This window comes from Streptomyces sp. NPDC060209 (assembly GCF_042728155.1).
Taxonomy (GTDB): Bacteria; Actinomycetota; Actinomycetes; order Streptomycetales; family Streptomycetaceae; genus Streptomyces.
In genome coordinates this window covers 1-20570 of the sequence record NZ_JBHWZS010000143.1, presented here as the reverse complement: position 1 = coordinate 20570, position 20570 = coordinate 1, and the positions used below count along the sequence as shown (strand labels likewise).

The 20570-nt window shown below is 71.3% G+C and carries 22 protein-coding genes; 11 read left to right on the top strand and 11 right to left on the bottom strand.

The features are described from left to right. Positions 1-122 precede the first annotated feature (122 nt). On the bottom strand, positions 123-380 hold the full coding sequence (locus ACFWFI_RS24950) for a WhiB family transcriptional regulator (RefSeq protein ID WP_003953983.1): 258 nt from the start codon (positions 378-380) through the stop codon (positions 123-125). Between the two features lie 320 nt (positions 381-700). After that, positions 701-1669 (bottom strand): diacylglycerol/lipid kinase family protein, encoded by a 969-nt coding sequence (locus ACFWFI_RS24945; protein ID WP_387394188.1) that lies wholly within the window; start codon positions 1667-1669, stop codon positions 701-703. Positions 1670-1818: 149 nt separating this feature from the next. On the opposite strand from ACFWFI_RS24945, the gene ACFWFI_RS24940 reads away from it, so the two are divergent. Next, positions 1819-2268 carry a hypothetical protein gene (locus ACFWFI_RS24940; protein ID WP_387394186.1) on the top strand — a complete coding sequence of 150 codons (450 nt, stop codon included), beginning with the start codon at positions 1819-1821 and terminating at the stop codon, positions 2266-2268. A gap of 31 nt (positions 2269-2299) precedes the next feature. On the opposite strand, the gene ACFWFI_RS24935 is transcribed toward ACFWFI_RS24940, so the two are convergent. From ACFWFI_RS24935 to ACFWFI_RS24925, 3 genes are all read right to left on the bottom strand, one after another. Continuing rightward, positions 2300-3262: an RNA polymerase sigma factor SigF gene (locus ACFWFI_RS24935; protein WP_387394185.1), complete on the bottom strand. Its 963-nt coding sequence runs from the start codon at positions 3260-3262 to the stop codon at positions 2300-2302. Beyond that, complete coding sequence (locus ACFWFI_RS24930; protein ID WP_014154139.1) at positions 3259-3672, bottom strand: ATP-binding protein; 414 nt, start codon at positions 3670-3672, stop codon at positions 3259-3261. The genes ACFWFI_RS24935 and ACFWFI_RS24930 overlap by 4 nt, the downstream gene beginning before the upstream one ends. A gap of 230 nt (positions 3673-3902) precedes the next feature. Next, the gene (locus ACFWFI_RS24925) at positions 3903-4163 is read right to left on the bottom strand and encodes a UBP-type zinc finger domain-containing protein (RefSeq protein ID WP_387394183.1); all 261 of its coding nucleotides are present in this window, start codon (positions 4161-4163) and stop codon (positions 3903-3905) included. A gap of 35 nt (positions 4164-4198) precedes the next feature. On the opposite strand from ACFWFI_RS24925, the gene ACFWFI_RS24920 reads away from it, so the two are divergent. Next, entirely contained in the window at positions 4199-5800 is a 1602-nt protein-coding gene (locus tag ACFWFI_RS24920) for a Na+/H+ antiporter (RefSeq protein WP_387394181.1), read from the top strand. A 15-nt stretch (positions 5801-5815) separates the two neighbouring features. Here the strand turns inward: ACFWFI_RS24920 and ACFWFI_RS24915 are convergent, their stop codons facing one another. The 4 genes from ACFWFI_RS24915 to ACFWFI_RS24900 all read right to left on the bottom strand — a co-directional run bounded on the left by ACFWFI_RS24915 (position 5816) and on the right by ACFWFI_RS24900 (position 9264). Next, positions 5816-6709, bottom strand: coding sequence for a 1-aminocyclopropane-1-carboxylate deaminase/D-cysteine desulfhydrase (locus tag ACFWFI_RS24915; protein ID WP_387394179.1), 894 nt, complete (start codon positions 6707-6709; stop codon positions 5816-5818). Positions 6710-6738: 29 nt separating this feature from the next. Further along, positions 6739-7329, bottom strand: coding sequence for an N-acetylmuramoyl-L-alanine amidase (locus tag ACFWFI_RS24910; RefSeq protein ID WP_387394177.1), 591 nt, complete (start codon positions 7327-7329; stop codon positions 6739-6741). A 139-nt stretch (positions 7330-7468) separates the two neighbouring features. Next, positions 7469-8680, bottom strand: coding sequence for a globin domain-containing protein (locus ACFWFI_RS24905; protein WP_387394175.1), 1212 nt, complete (start codon positions 8678-8680; stop codon positions 7469-7471). 131 nt (positions 8681-8811) lie between these two features. Next, on the bottom strand, positions 8812-9264 hold the full coding sequence (locus tag ACFWFI_RS24900) for an RrF2 family transcriptional regulator (RefSeq protein WP_387394173.1): 453 nt from the start codon (positions 9262-9264) through the stop codon (positions 8812-8814). Between the two features lie 97 nt (positions 9265-9361). On the opposite strand from ACFWFI_RS24900, the gene ACFWFI_RS24895 reads away from it, so the two are divergent. Then, on the top strand, positions 9362-10789 hold the full coding sequence (locus tag ACFWFI_RS24895; RefSeq protein WP_387394171.1) for an FAD-binding oxidoreductase: 1428 nt from the start codon (positions 9362-9364) through the stop codon (positions 10787-10789). Between the two features lie 6 nt (positions 10790-10795). Here the strand turns inward: ACFWFI_RS24895 and ACFWFI_RS24890 are convergent, their stop codons facing one another. Further along, positions 10796-11806: a questin oxidase family protein gene (locus ACFWFI_RS24890; protein WP_387394169.1), complete on the bottom strand. Its 1011-nt coding sequence runs from the start codon at positions 11804-11806 to the stop codon at positions 10796-10798. A gap of 262 nt (positions 11807-12068) precedes the next feature. On the opposite strand from ACFWFI_RS24890, the gene ACFWFI_RS24885 reads away from it, so the two are divergent. The 4 genes from ACFWFI_RS24885 (at position 12069) to ACFWFI_RS24870 (ending at position 16048) form a co-directional block, all read left to right on the top strand. Then, positions 12069-13472, top strand: coding sequence for a family 2B encapsulin nanocompartment shell protein (locus ACFWFI_RS24885; RefSeq protein WP_387394167.1), 1404 nt, complete (start codon positions 12069-12071; stop codon positions 13470-13472). A 95-nt stretch (positions 13473-13567) separates the two neighbouring features. Continuing rightward, positions 13568-14611, top strand: a complete 1044-nt coding sequence (locus ACFWFI_RS24880; protein ID WP_387394165.1) for a family 2 encapsulin nanocompartment cargo protein polyprenyl transferase — start codon at positions 13568-13570, stop codon at positions 14609-14611. A gap of 93 nt (positions 14612-14704) precedes the next feature. Next, the gene (locus ACFWFI_RS24875) at positions 14705-15301 is read left to right on the top strand and encodes a GNAT family N-acetyltransferase (RefSeq protein ID WP_387394163.1); all 597 of its coding nucleotides are present in this window, start codon (positions 14705-14707) and stop codon (positions 15299-15301) included. Between the two features lie 78 nt (positions 15302-15379). Beyond that, positions 15380-16048 carry a DUF6304 family protein gene (locus tag ACFWFI_RS24870; RefSeq protein WP_387394161.1) on the top strand — a complete coding sequence of 223 codons (669 nt, stop codon included), beginning with the start codon at positions 15380-15382 and terminating at the stop codon, positions 16046-16048. A 152-nt stretch (positions 16049-16200) separates the two neighbouring features. On the opposite strand, the gene snpA is transcribed toward ACFWFI_RS24870, so the two are convergent. After that, the gene (snpA, locus tag ACFWFI_RS24865; protein ID WP_387394159.1) at positions 16201-16878 is read right to left on the bottom strand and encodes a snapalysin; all 678 of its coding nucleotides are present in this window, start codon (positions 16876-16878) and stop codon (positions 16201-16203) included. Between the two features lie 256 nt (positions 16879-17134). On the opposite strand from snpA, the gene ACFWFI_RS24860 reads away from it, so the two are divergent. From ACFWFI_RS24860 to ACFWFI_RS24845, 4 genes are all read left to right on the top strand, one after another. Further along, entirely contained in the window at positions 17135-18088 is a 954-nt protein-coding gene (locus ACFWFI_RS24860) for a LysR family transcriptional regulator (protein WP_387394157.1), read from the top strand. Between the two features lie 85 nt (positions 18089-18173). Then, a complete protein-coding gene (locus ACFWFI_RS24855; RefSeq protein WP_387394190.1) occupies positions 18174-19166 on the top strand; it encodes an NAD-dependent epimerase/dehydratase family protein in 993 nt (330 codons plus the stop codon). A 9-nt stretch (positions 19167-19175) separates the two neighbouring features. Then, a complete protein-coding gene (locus ACFWFI_RS24850; protein WP_387394155.1) occupies positions 19176-19583 on the top strand; it encodes a DUF952 domain-containing protein in 408 nt (135 codons plus the stop codon). Then, complete coding sequence (locus ACFWFI_RS24845) at positions 19580-20461, top strand: SDR family oxidoreductase (protein WP_387394153.1); 882 nt, start codon at positions 19580-19582, stop codon at positions 20459-20461. The genes ACFWFI_RS24850 and ACFWFI_RS24845 overlap by 4 nt, the downstream gene beginning before the upstream one ends. The last annotated feature ends 109 nt before the right edge of the window (positions 20462-20570 follow it).

Below are 20570 nucleotides of genomic sequence, written 5' to 3'. Positions count from 1 at the left end.
ACTGCGTGGTGCTCACGGTGCGATGCGCTTCGGGGGTACTGCGCGCTGCGACTCGAAGGCGGGGCTGTGCGTACGCTCTGTACGCGCCGCCGGGCTGAGGCTCGTCGTGCGGGGGGCGTCGGTCAGGCGCTGGCGTTACGCGCCCGGTTGCGAGCGGCGCGGCGCTTCATTGCGCGGCGCTCGTCCTCGCTGAGGCCACCCCAGACGCCGGAGTCCTGGCCGGACTCGAGCGCCCACTGCAGGCACTGCTCCATGACGGGGCAGCGACGGCAGACGGCCTTGGCTTCCTCGATCTGCAGCAGCGCAGGACCGGTGTTGCCGATGGGGAAGAACAGCTCCGGGTCTTCCTCACGACAAACGGCGTTGTGACGCCAGTCCATGGCTGCTACCTCTCCTTGGTATTACATGCGGTTGCTTGTGAATGTGAACGCTTTCACGAATCCCCCCGCAGACGAAGGTCCGACGCCCAGATGAACTGGATGTGGTCCTGTTGTGGTGAGGAGGGGTTCTGGCTCTCAGTGGAGGCCGATGTTGCGGGCCGTCCCGATCGCCATGTAGAGATTCGCAAACCTCGGCGGCGGATACAACCCCTTCTGGAAAGTTTTTTTTGATTCCTCGGTGTCGACTAGGTCACAGCCGTACTTCTAAGGGGTGGGGGCCAGCCCAAACGTTCGAGTTAAAGGACTTTGGCCCCTTCCACTCACACAATCACACGCAGTGCACGGCGTACGCCTGTGAACGTCACGCTCGTACGCAGTCCCAGGTGGTCACCGTCCATCTGGAAGGGCAGCGGCGCCTTTGAATGCAAGGTGAAGTCCGTGAGGTCGTGCAGGGACACGGCGTGCTTGCCGTGCGGTCCCCTCTCCGGGCTCGAAGTGAGCAGCTGGGTGGCGTACCGGGTCACGGCGGGCGTGGAGAGGCGCTTGAGACCGAGGACGTCCAGGGCGCTGTCGAAGGAGGCCTTCGGGGAGGCGTATATCGGACGATTCCCCAGGTAGGTCCAGGGTGCGGTGTTGCAGATTATCGACAGCGCGAGGTCGGTGACGGGGTCCCGGCCGGGGACCTCCAGGGTGATCAGGCCGTTGCGCCGATGGGGGTCGTCCATGAACTGCCGGAGCACCTGGCGCACGTACAGCGCATGGGTCGAACGCTTGCCCCGCTCGCGCTTCTGTTCGACACGGCCGATGACGCCCGCGTCGAATCCGAGCCCCGCGCAGAAGGTGAACCATCGTCCGGGGACGGCCTCGTCCGCCGTGCCCGGTGTGCCGGCCGCCAGGCCGAGTCCCACCGTGCGCTCGCTGCGGTCGGCGAGTGCGTCCAGGATGGCGCCCGTCGCCTCCACGGCGTCGTTGGGAATACCCAGGGCCCGTGCGAAGACGTTGGTGGAACCGCCGGGGACCACGGCGAGGCTCGGCAGGCCCTCGGGGTCCGGGCCGTTGTGCAACAGCCCGTTGACCACTTCGTTGACCGTGCCGTCGCCCCCGAGGGCGACCACCAGGTCGATGTCGTCGGAGTCTGCGGCCCGACGACCCAGGTCACGGGCGTGACCGCGGTACTCCGTGGTCACGGCCTCGATCTTCATCTCGCTCGCGAGGGCGTGGATCAGTACGTCACGCGTCCGCGCACTGGTAGTGGTGGCAGCTGGGTTGACCACGAGGAGTGCGCGCATGCACGCCAGAGTACCTACCGCGCGGTACCGCCCTGAAGTCCTGATCCACCGGGTCCGCACATGATCACACAGAGTGATCGCCTTCCTGTCGTGCGAGCGGCGCGGCCCCGGCTTCGCGTTCGGCGGGCCGGGATGCGAATCTGAAAGGCGTGAGCACTCAGCAGAACACGCCCTCCCCGTCGCCCTCGGCCGGCCCGGAGAAGCCGGGCCGGATCGCCGCCCTGGCCGCACTCAACGCGCTCGAAGGCGCGGCGCTGGTCGTCGGCGGGATCTACATGCTGGCCGTCGGGCTCTTCGGGCGGCCCGACAGTATGCAGCAGGCCGAGATGGGCGGGCTCACGCTGGTGGCGCTCGGCCTGATCCCGCTGTTCGCGGCCCGTGGGCTGCTGCTGCGGCGCAGCTGGAGCCGTGGCCCGGCACTCATCACCCAGCTCATGGCGCTGCCGGTGGCCTGGACGCTGCTGCGGGCCCAGGGCGCCCTGATCCCCCTCGGCATCGTCCTCGCCGCGGTCGCCGTGACGGCCCTCGTGCTGGTGCTCAACCCCGCGACCACGAAGGCGCTGGGCATCCGGGGGCCGCGGACGACCCCCGACGCCTGACCTGACGCAGTGCCCGGTCGCCTCCGGCCGGCTACTCCTCGACGAGCAGGCGCTCGCGCAGCTGGGCCAGCGTGCGGGCCAGGAGGCGGGAGACGTGCATCTGGGAGATGCCGACCTCCTGCGCGATCTGCGACTGGGTCATGTTGCCGAAGAAGCGCAGCAGCAGGATCCGCTTCTCGCGCGGCGGGAGGTCCTCCAGCAGCGGCTTGAGCGACTCGCGGTACTCGACGCCTTCCAGCGCCTCGTCCTCGGAGCCCAGCGTGTCCGCGACCGCAGGCGACTCGTCGTCCGTGTCCGGGACGTCGAGCGAGAGCGTGCTGTAGGCGTTGGCCGACTCCAGCCCCTCCAGGACCTCCTCCTCGGAGATGCCCAGGCGCTCCGCCAGCTCGTGCACGGTGGGGGAGCGGCCGTGCTGCTGGGAGAGCTCGGCGGTGGCCGTGGTCAGCGAGAGCCGCAGCTCCTGGAGGCGCCGCGGGACCCGCACCGCCCAGCCCTTGTCACGGAAGTGGCGCTTGATCTCGCCGACGACCGTGGGGGTCGCGTACGTCGAGAACTCGACGCCGCGGTCCGGGTCGAACCGGTCCACCGACTTGATCAGGCCGATCGTGGCGACCTGTGTCAGGTCGTCCAGCGGCTCGCCGCGGTTGCGGAACCTGCGGGCCAGGTGCTCCACGAGCGGCAGATGCATCCGCACCAGCCGGTTGCGGAGCTCGGCCTTCTCCGCCGAGCCGTCGGGAAGCGCCCGGAGCTCGATGAAGAGCGCCCGTGCCCCACTGCGGTCGTGTGGATCGTGGTGCCCGTGCTCGCTCATCCGGCCCGCCCGCTCCGCCTGTGACTGCTCAGGCGCGGCCGGACGGCCCTGCGCCTCGTCCGCCCCGTCCGCCCCGCCTTCCGGATGCGGCCGGGCCTGCTGCTCCGGGAGGGCCGCTGGGCGCAGCGCCCCCGACCGGATCGTCTCGTCCCGCACAGGACCGTCCCCGTTCCCGTCGCTCACGCCGGCCCGGGTCCCGCGCCGCGCTGTTTGTAGAGGCTGATGCTGACCGTACGGTCGTCGGCGACCGTGGAGTCGACCTTGCCGGCCAGCGCGGAGAGCACTGTCCAGGCGAAGGTGTCGCGCTCAGGGGCGCGGCCGTCCGTCGTGGGGGCCGAGACGGTCACCTCGAGGGAATCTCCGACGAGTCGGAAGACGCAGCTGAGGACGGAGCCGGGCACGGCCTGCTGGAGCAGGATCGCGCAGGCCTCGTCGACCGCGATGCGAAGATCCTCGATCTCGTCGAGAGTGAAGTCCAAGCGCGCTGCGAGGCCGGCCGTAGCCGTACGCAGCACCGACAGGTAGGCACCCGCAGCGGGCAGCCGGACCTCTACGAAGTCCTGGTTCCCGGGCTCGCCTGCGATCTGGGACACCCTCACCTCCAAGGTGGCACAAACTCGTTCGAGGCTCCGGGACAGGTGCCCGGGGCCGTGCGGTCCGTCGTCGGTTCTGTGGTTCGGCGACGCTGTCGCGACCCATGATGCCGTGTCGCCGAGACCGTAACCCCATGATTACTCATGGTAGGCATATGAGTACACACAGTGGCTAGAGGTCTGCGGCGGTCAATTGCGAAGAACCGGCGCCGGTTTGACGTACCCAGGCGTCAGACGATCGAACCGTCCACGAAGCACCAGCGCCAGCTCTCGGCGCATTCGAAGCTGCGCATCACCGGGTGGCCGGTCGCCTCGAAGTGCGCCGTGGCGTGCTTCAGCGGCGAGGAATCGCAGCACCCGACGTGTCCGCAGGCGAGGCAGAGCCGCAGCTGCACGGGATGGGTGCCGGCCGCGAGGCACTCCGGACAGGTGTCGTCGAGCGGCACGGGCTCGGGGCGCGGCAGTTCGGATACGTGGAGGCACTCACTCATGATGGCCACGTTACGTCGGATGTGAGGACAGTGAGATGGACGCATTGCCGCTGGTGGCGCTCGTCGCGGCAAGCGCTGCGGTCGCGGGGGCCGCCCGCCGGACACCGGTGCCCGCGCCGCTGCTGCTGGTCGCCGCCGGACTCCTGGCCTCGTACCTGCCGGGAGTGCCGAGCTACACGCTGGACGCGCACATCGTGCTGCCCCTGCTGCTGCCGCCGCTGCTGTACACCGCGGCGGTCGACAGCTCGTACCTGGACCTGCGGGCCAATCTGCGGCCGGTCGCCCTGCTCTCCGTCGGTTACGTGCTCTTCGCGACGTTCGCCGTGGGATGGCTGGCCTATCTCCTCGTGCCGGACCTGCCGCTCACCGCCGCGCTGGTGCTCGGCGCGGTCGTGGCCCCGCCGGACGCCGTCACCGCCGCGGCGATCGCCCGCAGGGTGGGCCTGCCCGCCCGGGTCACCACGATCCTCCAGGGCGAGTCCCTGGTGAACGACGCCACAGCCATCACCGCCTTCAAGGTGGTGCTCGCCGCAGCGGTCGGCGAGGGCATGAGCTGGGGCGAGGGGATCGGTGAGTTCCTGCTGGCGTCGGTCGGCGGTGTGGGGGTCGGCCTGCTGCTGATGGTTCCGCTGCACTGGCTTCGCACCCACCTCAAGGAGGCGCTGCTCCAGAACACCCTGTCCCTGCTGATCCCTTTCGTCGCCTACGCGGCGGCGGAGCGGGTGCACGCCTCAGGGGTGCTCGCCGTGGTCGTCGTCGCGCTCTACCTGGGGCACCGCTCCTGGCAGGTCGACTTCGCGACCCGGCTCCAGGAGGCGGCGGTCTGGAAGATGGTCGCGTTCGTCCTGGAGTCCGCGGTCTTCGCGCTCATCGGGCTGCAGTTGCCCTTCGTCCTGAGGGAGCTGGGCGCGTACAGCGTGGGCGAGGCGTTCCAGTACGCGGTGCTCGTGTTCATCGCCGTGGTGGTGGTGCGCTTCGTCTGGGTGTACCCCGCGAGCTATCTGCCCCTGTGGCTGTCCCGGCGTGTCAGGGAGCGCGAGGGGCCGCTGCCCTGGACATCGCCCCTGATCATCAGCTGGGCCGGGATGCGGGGTGTCGTCTCGCTCGCCATCGCGTTCTCCATCCCCTTGGTCACGCACGAGGGCGAGGACTTCCCCGCGCGCAACCTCGTGCTCTTCCTGACCTTCACCACCGTCATCGGGACACTCGTCGTCCAGGGGCTGAGCCTGCCCCTCATGGTGCGCGTACTGAAGCTCCCGGGACGCGACGCGCGCGCCGAGACGCTGGCGGAGGCGCAGGCGCAGAACGAGGCGTCCACGGCCGCTGACACACGGCTGGAGGCGTTGCAGGCCGACCCGCGCAACGCACTGCCCGACCCCCTCACCCAGCGGCTGCGCGCCGTCATGGAACGGCGTCGCAACGCCGTGTGGGAAAGGCTCGGCACGGCCAATCCGGTCACCGGGGAGTCTGCGGACGACACCTACCGGCGGCTGGCCAGGGACATGATCGCGGCCGAGCGCGAGGTCTTCGTACGGCTCAGGGACGAGCGGCAGATCGACGACGAGATGCTGCGCGCCCTGCTGCGCCGGCTGGACCTGGAGGAGGCCGCCGCCTACCGGGAGTCGGACGGCGCGTAGTCGTGGCGGTTCCGCTCAGGGCCGTCCGGTGACGACCGCGGTGACCGTGGACCCCGGGGCGAAGGCGCCCTCCCCGGCCAGCACTGTCAGCCCGTACAGGAGTTTGGCCACATACAGCCGCTCGACGGGCAGGCCGTGCCGGTCCTCGAAGTCGTCGGCGAACGCGTGCAGCTCCGGTGTCGTACGGGCGTACCCGCCGAAGTGGAAGCGTTCGTCCAGCGACCACCGCCCGGCCGGGGCACCGAAGGCCTCGCGCTGGAGCCCACGCACCGCCTCGCCCAGGAAGCCGCCGCGCAGGACCGGGATGCCCAGGGCGCGCTGCTCCGGCCCGAGCCCGGCGGCCAGCCCCGCGAGGGTGCCGCCGGTGCCGCAGGCGACCGCCACCGTGCCGGTCCGGCCGCGCAGCTCGTGGCCGAGCTCTGTGCAGCCCTGTGCGGCGAGCGCGTTGCTGCCGCCTTCCGGGATGACCACGCACTCCCCGAAGAGGCTCAGCAGGCCTTCCAGGACCCCGGGAGCGGTCTTCGCGCGGTAGGCCGAGCGGTCCACGAAGTGCAGACGCATGCCGTCGGCCGCGCATCGTGCGAGGGAGGGGTTCAGCGGGCGATGGGCCAGCTCGTCGCCCCGTACGACGCCGACGGTGGGGAAGCCCAGCAGGCGCCCGGCGGCGGCCGTGGCCCGTAGGTGGTTCGAGTAGGCCCCGCCGAAGGTCAGAACGGTACGGCCGCCGGCTGCCCGGAGGTTGAGGTCGAGCTTGCGCCACTTGTTGCCCGGCAGATCCGGGTGGATCAGATCGTCGCGCTTGAGCAGCAAGGTCACGCCGTGACGTGCGAAGCGCTCGTCCTCGGCCGGCTGCAGGGGTGAGGGAAGCACCGGCTGCAGCCGGGAGAGGTCGAGCGCTCCGTGGTCCATGCCTTCATTGTGTGCCGCCCTGTGCAGCCCTACTTCAGCCGGTCATGGATCCGGTTGCGCATACCCGTCATCGAGAAGCCGCGCGGGTCGACCTTGCCGGGCTGCCACTCCCGGTGACCGATGACCGAAGGGGCGTCCCAGCCGTGGAAGCGGCAGACCGCCGCGGCTGCCTTCTCGATGGCCTCGAGCTGGACGGCGGGCCAGGGGTCCTTCCCGTCGCCGAGGTTCTCGCACTCGAAGCCGTAGAAGTGCCGGTTACCGTCGGTGTTGGACTCGTTGTCCGCCGGCAGGCGCTTCTCGGCGATGACGGCGCGCAGGACGTCGTCGTCACCCAGACCCGCGTGGTTGGCGCGGCCGTAGCCGACCAGATGGACGCGCCCGTCCTTGGCGATCACACCGTGGCAGAGCGGACCCGGCAGGCCTGCGTAGCCGTCCCGGCAGATCTCGACTGTGCGGGCCGTGCCCTTGGTGACGGTGTGGTGGAGCATCACACCGTGCACCGGCCCCCAGGGGCCCTTGTGGTTGCGGTTGTGCGTACGCCAGTCGCCCACCTGGACGACGGTGAGTCCTTCGTCCTTCAGGGCCTTGAGGAAGTTGCTCGCGGACATGGGTGAGGACATGGCCGACTCCTTTGTTCGGGGGAGCGTGTCCGTACAGCGCTTGTACCGGAACACGGGGCTCCGGCAAACCTGTTCGGGCACTGTTCGCGCACTGTGCGATTCGATCCGGACAGTCCGCGAGTGCCCCGGGGGGCCGTGCTCAGTCCTGGGCGAGCCACAGATCGGGGCCGAACACCTCGTAGTGGATGTCGGCCGCCGCCACTCCCTTCCCCAGGAGCTGCGAGCGGACGGCGCGCATGAAGGGGAGCGGACCGCAGAGGTAGGCGTGGGTCCCCGGGGCGACCGGAATGCCGCTCAGGTCGACCGTGCCGGTGTGCTCGGTGGGACCGGGCAGGCCGGGCAGCGGACTCCCGTAGTTCTCGTACCAGAAGTGGGCGGCGGCGTCGGGGAGCTTGCCGGTGAGTGCCGCGTGGTCCGCGCGAAGCGCGTGGTCGGCGGGCGACCGGTCGCCGTGCACCACGGTGACGGGCGAACCGTGCCCCTCCGCCGCCAGGTGCTCCAGCATCGACAGGACGGGGGTGCAGCCGATACCGGCCGAGGCGAGGAGCAGGGGGGCGTCGGAGCCGTCGAGCACCAGGTCGCCGTAGGGCGCGGAGACGCGCAGCCGGTCCTCCGTGCGCAGCCGTGCGTGCAGGTGGGCGGATACCTCGCCCTCCGGGCCGCCCTCGCCCCGCACCCGCTTGACCGAGAAGGAGCGCAGGGCGGAGCCGGGAGCCCCGGTGAGGCTGTACTGGCGTATCTGGCGTGCGCCGTCGGGCAGTTCCACCTGGACGGAGACGTACTGGCCCGGCCGGAAGGCGGGGGCCGGTGTGCCGTCGGCGGGGGAGATCCGGAAGGTGGCCACGTCAGGGGTTTCGTCGACGCGGGAGACCACCGTCCACTCGCGCCACACGTCGCCCGCCGTCACGTCCTGCTGCGCGTAGAGCCGTCCCTCGATCGCGATCAGGGCGTTGGCCATCAGCCAGTAGACCTCGTCCCAGGCCGCGGCCACCTCGGGGGTGACGGCGTCGCCGAGCACCTCGGCGATCGCGGCGAGGAGATGGGTGTGGACGATCTCGTACTGGGGGGCGGTGATACCCAATGAGGCGTGCTTGTTGGCGATGCGGCCCAGCATCACATCGGGCCGGGTCCCCGGGTGTTCGACGAGCTGGGTGGCGAAGGCGGCGATGGAACCGGCGAGCGCCCGACGCTGTGTGCCGGAGGCCTGGTTGCCGCGGTTGAACAGGTCCCTGAGCAGTTCCGGGTGGGCTTCGAACAGCTTCCGGTAGAAGAGGTCCGCGATGTCCCCGATCGCCGCCCCCACGGCGGGGAGCGTGGCTCGGACGGTGGCGGTCGATGTCTCGGAGAGCATCGGTTGACTCCTCGGTAGAGATGGTGGGCCGCGTGGCGGCGCACGGTTAATTGGTATCTGGGATGCCTATTTTTGATCGGCCTGAACCGACCACCGTGACAGTGGGGTTCGGTGGGCGGGGCGTGGGTGGATCAGCCGGGCGCGGGACGGCCGCGGCTGATTCCGAGCAGCAGCGGGCCGGTGGGGGAGGAGACGAGATCGCCGACCGTGAGCGGGTCGAGCGAGGCGTAGAAGGCCTCCTCGGCCCGGCGCAAGGCGGAACGGAGTCGGCAGGCGGAACGCAGGGGGCACGGGGTGCCGCCCTCGCATTCGACGACCTCGCCCGGTCCTTCCAGCTGCCTCACCAGGGCGCCGATCGAGGCCGACCGTCCTGCCGTGGTGAGGGAGAGGCCCCCGCCCCGACCCCGTCGCGCGTCGACCAGGCCGAGATGCTGGAGGCGGGCGACGACCTTCGCCGCGTGGGTGTAGGGCACCTGCATGGTGGCCGCCACCTCGCGGGTGGTCGGCGGGTCCTCGCCCTCCGCCGTGACGGTCAGGCGCATGAGCACCCGGAGCGCCACATCGGTGAATCGCGTCAGCCGCATGGCGGCAGCGTAGGTAAGTTGCATAAGAGATGCAAGTTAGGGCGCTCGTTCTCCGTATGAGGGGGCGCGTCATCATGGGGGTGCGGCCCCGTGACGGATGCGGGGCGCGCGTGGGCGAGAGAGGTGGTCAGCGGCCGTGCCGAAGCCGAACGCAGCCGACGGGATACCGGCGAGCAAGGTCATCACCGACCCGGACAGCCTGGGCCGTTACGCGCACGACGAGGCGGAGTGGGCCCCGGTCGGGCTGCCCCTCGCAGTCGTGCGGCCGCAGGACACCGATGAGGTGCGTGCCGTCGTCGCGTACTGCGTCGAGCACCGGATCCCGGTGATCCCGCGCGGAGCCGGTACGGGCCTGTCGGGTGGGGCGAACGCGGTGGACGGTGCCGTCGTCCTCTCCTTCGAGGACATGAACCGGATCCTGCGCATCGACCCGGTGGAGCGCCTCGCCGTCGTCCAGCCGGGCGTCGTCAACGACGATCTGCGTGCCGCGTGCGCCGAGCAGGGCCTCTGGTACCCGCCGGACCCGGCGAGCTCTCCCTGGTCCACCATCGGTGGCAACACCGCCACCAACGCGGGGGGCATGTGCTGCGTCAAGTACGGCGTGACCCGCGACTACGTGCTCGGGCTCGAGGTGGTCAACGGACTCGGCGAGATCGTGCGGGTGGGCAGGCAGACCGCGAAGGGGGTCGCCGGGTACGACCTGTGCGGTCTGTTCGTCGGCTCCGAGGGCACGCTCGGCGTGATCACCGAGATCACCGTGAAGCTGCGCGGCGCCCGGCCGGCGGAGCGCACGGTGGCGGGCTTCTTCGACTCGGTCGTCGCGGCCGGCGACGCGGTGAGCCGGGTGACGGCCGCGGGAGTCGTGCCCTCGGCACTCGAACTCCTCGACCGGCACTGCCTGAAGGCCGTCGACGAGTGGAAGAACATGGGCCTGTCGGCGGACGCGAACGCGATCCTGCTCGGGCGCGTGGACACCCCGGGAGCCGCGGGCGACGCCGAGGCCGAGACGGTACGGGCCTGTTTCGCGGAGGCCGGCGCCGCCTGGGCCGAGGTCTCCACCGACCAGGCGGAGGCGGACGCCCTGTTCCAGGCCCGGCGGCTCGCCTACCCGGCGCTGGAGCGGCTGGGGCCGGTGCTCACCGAGGACGTGGTCGTGCCGCGGTCCCGGGTGCCGCAGATGCTGGCGCGCATCGAGGAGATCGCAGGACTGCACGATGTCCTCATCGCCAACATCGCCCACGCCGGCGACGGCAACCTCCACCCCCTGATCATCACCGAACCCGGCGACGAGGCGGCCAGGGCCCGCGCCCAGCTCGCCTTCGAGGACATCCTCGACGCGGCGATCTCCTTCGGTGGCACCGTCACCGGTGAACACGGCGTGGGTCTGCTGAAGATGGGCGGCATGGACCGCGAGGTGGGACCCGTCAACCTCGCCATGCAGCGAGCGGTCAAGGCGGCCCTGGACCCGCACGGCATCCTCAACCCGGGCAAGGTCGTCGTATCGGGCGCGCCACTGGCGTACTGAACGGCCCTACCGCAGCGGTTCGCAGAGTTCGACGGCGCGCAGCGCCGCCGCGAGCGCCCGCTCGTCGCCGACATCGAGGGCTGTGTCGGTCAGCTTGATGACGTGTTCGTCGCCGTGTGCCAGGGCCCGTTCGAAGACCTCTTCGGGCGTGACCGCGCCCGGCGCGGCGTAAGGCACCGGGGCGTCCGGCGCGTACATGGCGGTCACCGCCGCGGAGGCCGTCCAGGCCGCCTGGAGGCTCGGAACCCACAGGGCCCGCGGGAGAGCGGGGAGGGTTCGCAGGACGGCGTTCGGAGCCGTGGCCGCGTGGACCAGCATCGTTTCGTCGCCATGGCCGTGGGTGGCGTAGCGACGGGTGGCCGCCCCGACCAGTTCGGTGAGCCGGCGGTGCGCCTCGTCCGGGTCCGTGACCGCCGCGGCCCAGACCGGCAGGCTCCTGACGTGGCCGAGCCGGGCGGGGAAGCCTCCCTCCCGTCCGGCGACGGGCGGCACCGCGTCGAGAGCGGCTGCGGCGCTGTCGGCACCGGGTACGGGGGCGAGGCCCGTGACGGGATGGTGGCGGGCCGCCCAGTATCCGAGGCCGTGGGCGAGTTCGGTCAGGCGCGGTCCGGCGCTCTCGTCCGCCAGGAGCGTGCGCACGGCATGGCCCACGCGGATCACCGGATGCGTCGATCCGCCGTACATGCCGGGCAGGAGGCGGGGCCACCACTGGGTGAGCACATCACGCCAGGGCCGCTCGGCGAGCTCGCGGCCGAAGTGGGCGATCCAGTCGGCGGCGCGGCGCGGGTCGCCCAGTGCGGAACGCCAGTCGGCCTCGGTGACCGGCTCGACGCCGGCCGGGAATTCCTCGAGCCTGGACGCGTACAGGTCGAGCCAGCGGTGCACGGCCGCCGCCCGGCCGTTGGCGACGAGGGCCTCGACAGCCATCGGCGCGTGGTTGGTGAGCCGCCCGAGCCGCTCGGGGCCCGAGACGTGCAGCCGCTGGAGTGCCTCGTCGAGGGTGCCTGTCGTATCCATGGCCATGACGCTAGGAGACCGTCCACGACGGCGTAACGGGCGCAAGTCCCAGGTCCCGGACCTCCCGAAGTCCTAGGCCTGTGGCCCCGTTCGCCCGCGACGCCCGATCCGGTGCCCCTCCGGCTGTCTCCGAGCGCCCGGGTGCGGGCAATGTGCCCCGACCTGGGCCCGAATAGTCACACTCTTTTGTGTAATAGCGCGCCGTGTCCTCCGGCTGCAAGTCTTCTTCTCGCAGGTCAGCCCATGATCGAGAGGATGTCGGATGTCCGTTGGTGAAGAGGTTCGCGACACGCAGCCGCCGCAGCAGAGTCTCGGCACAGCGGCTGCGCGGAACCTCGCGACGACGACCAAGTCCGCCCCGCAGATGCAGGAAATCACCTCGCGGTGGCTGCTGCGCATGCTGCCTTGGGTGCAGGTGCAGGGCGGCACGTACAGGGTGAACCGCCGGCTGAGCTACTCGGTCGGGGACGGCAGGGTGACTTTCGTCCAGACGGGCGACCGGGTCACGGTCATCCCCGCCGAGCTCGGCGAACTTCCCGCCCTGCGCGATTTCGGTGACGAGGAGGTACTGGCCGAGCTGGCGCGCAGGTGTGAACAGCGCGAGGTCGCGGCCGGCGAGGTGCTCGCCGCCTCGGGCGAAGCGGCGGACCGTGTCCATCTGCTGGCCCACGGCAAGATCGAGAAGATCGGGACCGGGCCGTACGGCGACGAGACGGTGCTCGGAGTCCTCGCCGACGGCGCCTACTTCGGCGACCACGTCCTGGTCGACGGCGACGCGACCTGGGAGTACACGGCCCGTGCGGTGACCGCCTGCACGCTGCTGACCTTGCGCCGGTCGGATGTGCTCAACCTCGCGGCGCGCGCGGACTCGCTCCGCGACCATCTCGCCGGGCTGCTCGCCATCCCGCACCAGCGGACCAACCGCTACGGCGAGGCGGAGATCGACCTTTCGGCGGGACATGTGGGGGAGAGCGTCGTCCCGCACACCTTCGTCGACTACGAGTCGGCGCCCCGTGAGTACGAACTGAGCGTCGCCCAGACCGTGCTGAAGGTCCACAGCAGGGTGGCCGACCTCTACAACCAGCCGATGAACCAGACCGAGCAGCAGTTGAGGCTCACGGTCGAGGCGCTTCGTGAGCGCCAGGAGCACGAGCTCGTCAACAACCGGGAGTTCGGCCTGCTCAACAACTGCGACTACGGGCAGCGGCTCCAGCCCCACGACGGGGCGCCGGGCCCCGACGACATGGACGAACTCCTCTCGCGGCGGCGCGGATCGAAGCTGTTCCTCGCCCATCCGCGGGCCATCGCCGCTTTCGGCCGCGAATGCAACAAGCGCGGGCTGGTGCCGGAGAGTGTCGAGGTCGGGGGGCACCACGTGCCAGCCTGGCGGGGGGTGCCGATCTTCCCGTGCAACAAGATCCCGGTCACCGATGCCCGCACCACATCGATCATCTGCATGAGGACCGGTGAGGCGGACCAGGGTGTCATCGGGCTCCAGCAGAGCGGCATCCCGGACGAGATCGAGCCGAGCCTCTCGGCCCGCTTCATGGGCATCGACGAGCAGGCGATCATCTCGTACCTCGTGACGGCGTACTACTCCGCGGCTGTCCTCGTGCCCGACGCCCTCGGCGTCCTGGAGAACGTCGAGGTGAGCCGCTGGCGGTGACGCTCCCCGGGGCCCGGGCGGTGTCCGCCCGGGCCCCGGCAGGCCAAGGCCGCGACCAAGGTGCCCCGTGGCACCCGGAAGGAGTGACCGTGACCATGACCAGTACGGATGCCGCGATGGAGGGGCACAAGGCCGTCGCGCTCCTGGAGCACACCCGTAGTGCGGTCGACCCGCATCTCCGAGCAGCCGTCGAGACGCTGCCCGGGGCGATCCGCCGGGTCGCCCTGTACCACTTCGGCTGGCAGAACGCCGACGGTACGCCCGCCTCCGGACTGGCCGGCAAGGCCATTCGGCCTGCGCTCGTCCTGGCCGCCGCCCGCGCCCTGGGAGGGGACCCGGAGGCAGCGATGCGGGCGGCCGTAGCCGTGGAACTCGCGCACAACTTCACCCTGCTCCACGACGACGTCATCGACGAGGACACCACGCGGCGGCACCGGCCCACGGCCTGGGCTGTGTTCGGTGTGCCGGACGCCGTCATCGCGGGTGACGCCATGCTCTCCCTCGCCCTGCGGCTCCTGGCGGACGACCCGCACCCGGCGTCCGCCCATGCGGCGGTGCGGCTCTCCACCTGCGTCATCGAGCTCTGTGCGGGACAACAGGCGGACTGCGCCCTGGAGGACCGCGGCCCCGACGACGTCACCCTGGACGAGTGCCTCGCCACGGCGATGGCCAAGACGGGCGCCCTGCTCGGCTGTGCCTGCGCCCTGGGCGCGCTCTACGCCGGAGCGGACGAAAGAGCGGTCCGCGCCATGGACGGCTTCGGGAGGGAAGCCGGTCTCGCCTTCCAGCTCATCGACGACCTGATCGGCATCTGGGGGGACACGGCCCGCACGGGCAAACCGGTCGGGGCTGACCTGACCGCACACAAGAAGTCCCTGCCGGTGGTCGCGGCGCTCACCTCGGACACCCCGGCCGCCGCCGAACTCGCCGCGCTCTACCGGGGCGCCATGAACACACCGGGGGAGGTGAGGAGTGCAGCCGACGCGGTCGACCGGGCCGGCGGCCGCGACTGGGCCCAGGTCACCGCTGCGGACCGGATGGCCCGGGCCGTCCACCACCTGTCCCGTGCGGTTCCCGAGCCGGCCGGCGCCGGAGACCTGTTGGCCCTGGCCGAATTCGTCACCCGCAGAACCCACTGAACCGGACCGCCCATGACCGGCGCCGAGGACCAACTCTAGGATTCCGTGGGTCGGTTGGGGACCATCACCACGGGACAAGGGGCGGAGCCGGTCATGGGTGTACGTGTACGGCAGGCGGACCAGCGGGACAGGGATGAGGTCGTGCGGATCCTGGAAGAGGCGTTCCACCACGATCCGGTGAGCAGCTGGGTCTTTCCGGAGGAGGAGCACCGGCGCGCGGTACACGGGAAGTTCCTCGGCGTCTTCGCCGACATCACGCTGGAAGGAGGCCGTGTCGACCTGCTGGAGGACGGTACGGCGGCGGCCCTCTGGCTCTCCGTGCCGGCAGGTGCGCCGGAGGAGGACGACGACACCCCCGCGCTCATGAGGGAGACCGCGGATCCCGACAACGAACGGGCCGAGCTGGTAGGGAGGCTGACCGGTGCGGTCCATCCCCACGACCGCGCGCACGAGTACCTGTTGATGATCGGCGTCTCTCCGGAGCGCCAGGGGGAGGGGCTTGGCGAGGCGCTGATGAGGGGGGTCCTGGAGCGATGCGACCGGGAAGGGACTCCCGCGTATCTGGAGGCGAGCAGCGCGCGCAGCCGTGGTCTCTACGAGCGGCTCGGTTTCACCTTCATGGGACAGACGGTCCAGCTTCCCGGGGGTCCGTCGATGTGGCCCATGTGGCGTGAGCCCCAGGCCGGATGAGCGGGGCTCGTGCACCGGAGGCACGGAAGGGGAGGGTGCCACGGAGCGGGCCCCGAGCACGGGCTACAGTCCCTGCTCATGACAGATGAGTCGTGGGCAGGCTGGTACCGGGACCGCCATGGTTCAGAGGCCGTCATTCTCACCACGGACGGACAGCAGCTCCGTATCCGCATCCGGGGCACGGACTTCGAGGGCGAGAGCTTCGACGGTCTGAGCCCCGTGGCGGGTGCGCAGGCCCAGGAGGGGCTGTTCGACCTGGTGGACGGTGCGCTCGACGACTGCGTCCTGGAGTGGGACCTCCCGCTCCCGGTCCTCGTGTCCGGCACGGTCCGCCAGGCCACGCTCAGCTGCCTGCTGTCCCTGCGCAGGGCGGACCCGGACCTGTATCTCGCCCTCCATCTGGACGGAGCGGTGTACGAGTCGAACCGCGCCGAGGGTGACTTCGCCGCCGCGCTGGCCACGGTCCAGCGGATCCTGCCGCCGGACATGCATCTGCAGACCTGCATAGCCTGCGCCTTCTCGGACTACTTCCCGGCCCCGGTCCGCGGTCTGTCCGGCGGGCTCGCCTGCTTCCGCGGAGCGAAGGACGCCTACCGCGACGTGGCGGGCGGGGAGGACGTCGCGGGCCTCTGGGACCGGCGCACCGGATTCGTCCAGGAGATATGGAGCTGCCGGGAGTTCGAACCGCGTCCGGCGCACGGCGCCGGCACGGGGCACCGGGGTGCCTTCCCGCTCGAACTGGCCTGAGCCGCGCCTCGGTAGTCCCGGAGACGTCTCCGGCCGACGTCCGGTCGGCTCCCGCCCGAACCGCCCAGGTCGCCCGGCCGTCCCCCGCGTCCGCGGGGCCGTTCCGCTCCGGCGGAACGGCCCCTGTGCCGGGTGGTGCCGGGTGCCGTGGGTCAGGAGGTGGCGCGGGCGAGGGCAGCCGCGAGACCGTTCTGCCAGAGGCTGTTCACCTGCGAACGCTCGGTGGCGTTCGGATAGGCGTTCGTGCAGGACGTGCCGGGGCCACCACCCGACATGAGCTCGCTGCACGGCCCGGTGTAGTGGTCCGGCAGCCCCAGCACGTGCCCGGTCTCATGAGCGGTGACCCGGGTCGAGTTGTACTGCTGGTTCTGGGCGTAGTCGAGGAAGATGTAGCCGCTTCCGTGCCCGTCCGTGCTCGCGTACGAACCCCGGGAGTCGTTGCCCTCGTAGTAGTCGAAGTCGGCGTTCGAGCCCTCCTGCAGCTTGACGTTGCCGACCGAGCTGTTCCAGATGCTGGTGCTGCTCGCTATCTGGCTGCGGAAGCTGGGGGCGTTGGTGGTGCTGTAGACCACGGTGACCGCCTGGGCGCCCGGGTTCGCGGCACGCTTCTCGGCGACCGACTTCATGACGGCGTCGAAGAAGGCCCTGTTCGCTGCGGCGTTCTCGCTCGAACCGGCATACGCGGCGTAGCCGGCCTGCGCCGTGTTCACGGTGGCCGTGGACGTGGGGGACGGAGCGGCGGCGACCGCGGGGGTGGTGCCGAGCGCGGCGGCGAGGCCGAGTCCGAGACCGGCCACGGCCGACATGACGGCTGTCCTGAGGTGTCTCATGGGGGGTGTCTCCTACCTGTCCGATGAACCCCGTCCGGAGGCCGGACGGGGAACGGGTGGGGGGTACGGAGAGAGTGTCGGGGCAGCCGGGCCCGCGGCGGATGATGTCAACCGGCGATAGCGCCGTCCTATCGCCCGGCCGGGAAGCGCACAGAATCAGCACGTTCCGGTCGCCCCGACACCCCCTGAATCGGCCCGGTTGGTGGCGGTTGGGACATCTGGTGCTCGACGTGCGAACGGCCATACCCTCGCCGTCATGGAGCTCGAGGTGAGGCACCTCAGGGCGCTCTGCGCCATCGCCGACACGGGCAGCCTGCACCAGGCGGCGCGGCGGCTGGGCGTCAGCCAGCCCTCCTTGACCACCCAGCTCCAGCGGATCGAGAAGAGCATGGGCGCGGAGCTGTTCCGCCGCGGGAGGACAGGCTGCCGGCCGACCCTCCTGGGGCGTGCCGTCCTCAGCCGCGCCCGTCCTCTGGTGGACGGCATGTCCGCCCTGGTCGGCGCCGCGATGGCCGAGGCCGAGGCCGCCCGGGCCGGTGGCCCGGGCCTGCGGATCGGATCCACCGCGAGCCGGGTCATCGGCGGCTGGCTGCGCGGACTGCGGGTGAGGCTGCCCGGCACCGACATCTCGCTCAGGGTGGATGTATCGGCCCGGGCGCTGCTGGGGGCGGTGGCGGCAGGCCGGCTCGACGTCGCCTTCGTGCACGAGGTGGAGGGCTGCCCGCTCGCCGTTCCGGAGGGACTGAGCCAGCGCGTACTCGTTGAGAGGGAACCGCAGTTCATCTCCCTGGCGCGGGACCACCCGGCGGCGGGACTGCCGGTGGTGGGCCTCGACGACCTGGCAGGCGACCGGTGGATGGTCGATCCCTCGGTGGACGGTGAATGGGACGGGGTGCGCCGGGTCCTGGGCGCCGCGGGCCTCGATCCGCCGGTCCTGCACGGCGACTACCTCACGGCGGCCTCCCTCGTCGTGCTCGGCGAGGCGGTCGCCCCCTGCCAGCCGACCTCGGGCCCGCGCGACGACATGGCGATCCGTCCACTGCGCGGCGACCCGCTGGCGGTGCGGCTGCTGCTGGTCTCGCGGCCGGGCGCGGACATGGACGCCGTGTACGAGGAGCTGGAGGCGGCCTACCGCGACGCGGCAAGGCGGGCCGAGGAGTACCACCGGTGGCTGCTCCGTCACCGCAGCCCTCTCGCCCACACGTCCTGAGCCGGAAAGTTCCCCGTTCTGCCGAGGGCGAGGTTCCGTTGCCCCTGCCCGTTCCGACGGGCACGATCACCGCATGAGGCTCTTGATGCTGGGCGGCACGGAATTCGTCGGACGCGCGGTCACCGACGCGGCTCTGGCCCGAGGATGGGAGGTCACGGCCTTCCACCGCGGCCACCACGCGGCACCGGCCGGAGTGCGGACGCTGACCGGTGACCGGACGGCGGGCGAGGCCGGCCTCGCGGCACTGGCGGACGGCACCTGGGACCTGGTGGTCGACACCTGGAGCGGCGCCCCCTCGGCCGTACGGGACGCCGCCCGGCTGCTGTCGGGCAGGGCCGGGCACTTCAGCTATGTCTCCAGCAGGTCCGTGTACGCCTACCCCGCCCCGGCGGGGCTGCCGGAGGACGGCCCACTGGTGTCGGGGGCCTCTCCCGACGCCGGCCCCGACGTCTCGTACGCCCTGGCCAAGCGCGGCGGGGAGCTCGCCGCGCTCGACGCCTTCGGCGACCGGGCGCTGCTGGCCCGGGCCGGGCTGATCCTCGGCCCCGGGGAGAACATCGGCCGTCTGCCGTGGTGGCTGGGCCGGACGGCCCGGGGCGGACCTGTCATCGCGCCGGGGCCACCGGACGCAGGGATCCAGTACATCGACGCCCGTGACCTGGCGGACTGGCTGCTGGACGCCGCGGCGAACGGCCTGTCCGGGGCGTACAACACCGTGAGCCACCCGGGGCACACGACCATGGGTGAGCTCCTGGACGCCTGCGTCCGTGCAACAGGATCCCGCGCCCGACTGCGCTGGACCGAACCGGAAGTGCTCCTCGCGGCAGGTGTCGAACCGTGGACGGACCTGCCGGTCTGGCTGCCCGCAGGAGAGCTCTACGACACCCTGCACATGGGTGATGCCGCCAAGGCGCACGCCGCCGGTCTGCGCTGCAGACCGGTCGGTGAAACCGTCGCCGACACCTGGGCCTGGCTGGGCGAGCGGGGAGGCACGGCGCCGCAGCGGCCGGACCGGCCGGCTCCCGGTCTCGACGCGCAGACCGAGGCGAAGCTCCTCGCGGCACCCGGCAGCCCTTAGCGTGGACCGATGACCGAACAGCTGCTGCACCTCACGGAAGAGCCCTTGTGGGAGGCCGCCCGCAGAGCGGGGACGTACGAGATGTCCACCCGCGGCCGCACCCTGCGGGAGGAGGGGTTCATCCATTGCTCGCTGCCCCACCAGCTTTCCGCTGTGGCCAGGGCGTTGTACGGATCCGACGACGAGGGCCTGGTGGTTCTGGTCATCGATACCACCCGTCTGCCGGCGCCCGTCCGGTACGAGGCCATGGAGCCCGGCGGCGAGGAGTTCCCGCACATCTACGGACCGCTGCCCGCGAGTGCGGTCGTGGAGGTGCGCCCCTGGGCCGAACAGGCCGAACAGGCCGAGCGCGACGAACACGCCGACCACGCCGCACGCACCGCACACGCCGCACACGAGGAGGGCGAGGCCCGGTGATCAGCCCTCTCATCGCGGTGACCGGTGCGAGCGGGGCGGTCGGCGGCCGGGTGGCCGCGCGGCTGGCCCGGACCGGCGTCCCCGTGCGCCTCCTCGGCCGGGACCCTTCCCGGTTGCCCCGGCTGTCCGGTACGGTCGCCGCACCTCCAGCGGCGTACGGCGACGGCGAGGCCATGCGCCGCGCCCTCGACGGCGCGCACACCCTGTTCCTCGTCTCGGCGCACGAGAGTCCGGGCCGGGTGCTGGAGCACACCACGGCGGTGGACGCGGCCCTCGCCGCAGGCGTCGAGCGCATCGTGTACGTGTCGTTCCTCGGCGCGGCACCGGACGCGACGTTCACGTTCGCGCGCGACCACTGGCACACCGAGGCGCACCTGCGGATGACCGGCGTGCGTCACACCTTCCTGCGGGACAGCTGGTATCTCGCGGGGATCCCCGCGATGACGGGACCCGACGGCATCCTGCGCGGCCCCGGCGGCGAGGGGCGGGTCTCGGCCGTCTCCCACGAGGACATCGCGGACTCGGCGTCAGCCGTGCTGCTCGACGAGGGCACGGATCACGACGGCGCGACGTACGACCTCACGGGCCCCGAGGCGTTCACCCTCGCGGAGGCGGCCGACGAGCTCAGCCGGCGCACCGGCCGCCCGATCCGGTACGTGCCCGAGACCGAGGAGGAGGCCTACGCCTCACGCGCCCACTACGGCGCCGAGGACTGGGAAGTGGCCGGCTGGGTCACTTCGTACGAGGCGATCGCGGCCGGTGAGCTGGACACCGTCTCGGACGCCGTCCCCACACTCACGGGGCGACCGGCCCGGAACCTGGCCACCTATCTCCAGGAGAACCCGGAGAGCTACCGCCACCTCCTGCCGGAGTCCTGACCCACGGCTCCCGTGCAGGGCGGGGGTGTTGTCCTGCCCCGCAGCCGGACGGGTCGGCGCGGGCCGGGAAAGAGAAGACCGCACCCGGTCCGTGACGGTCGCCGAGGAC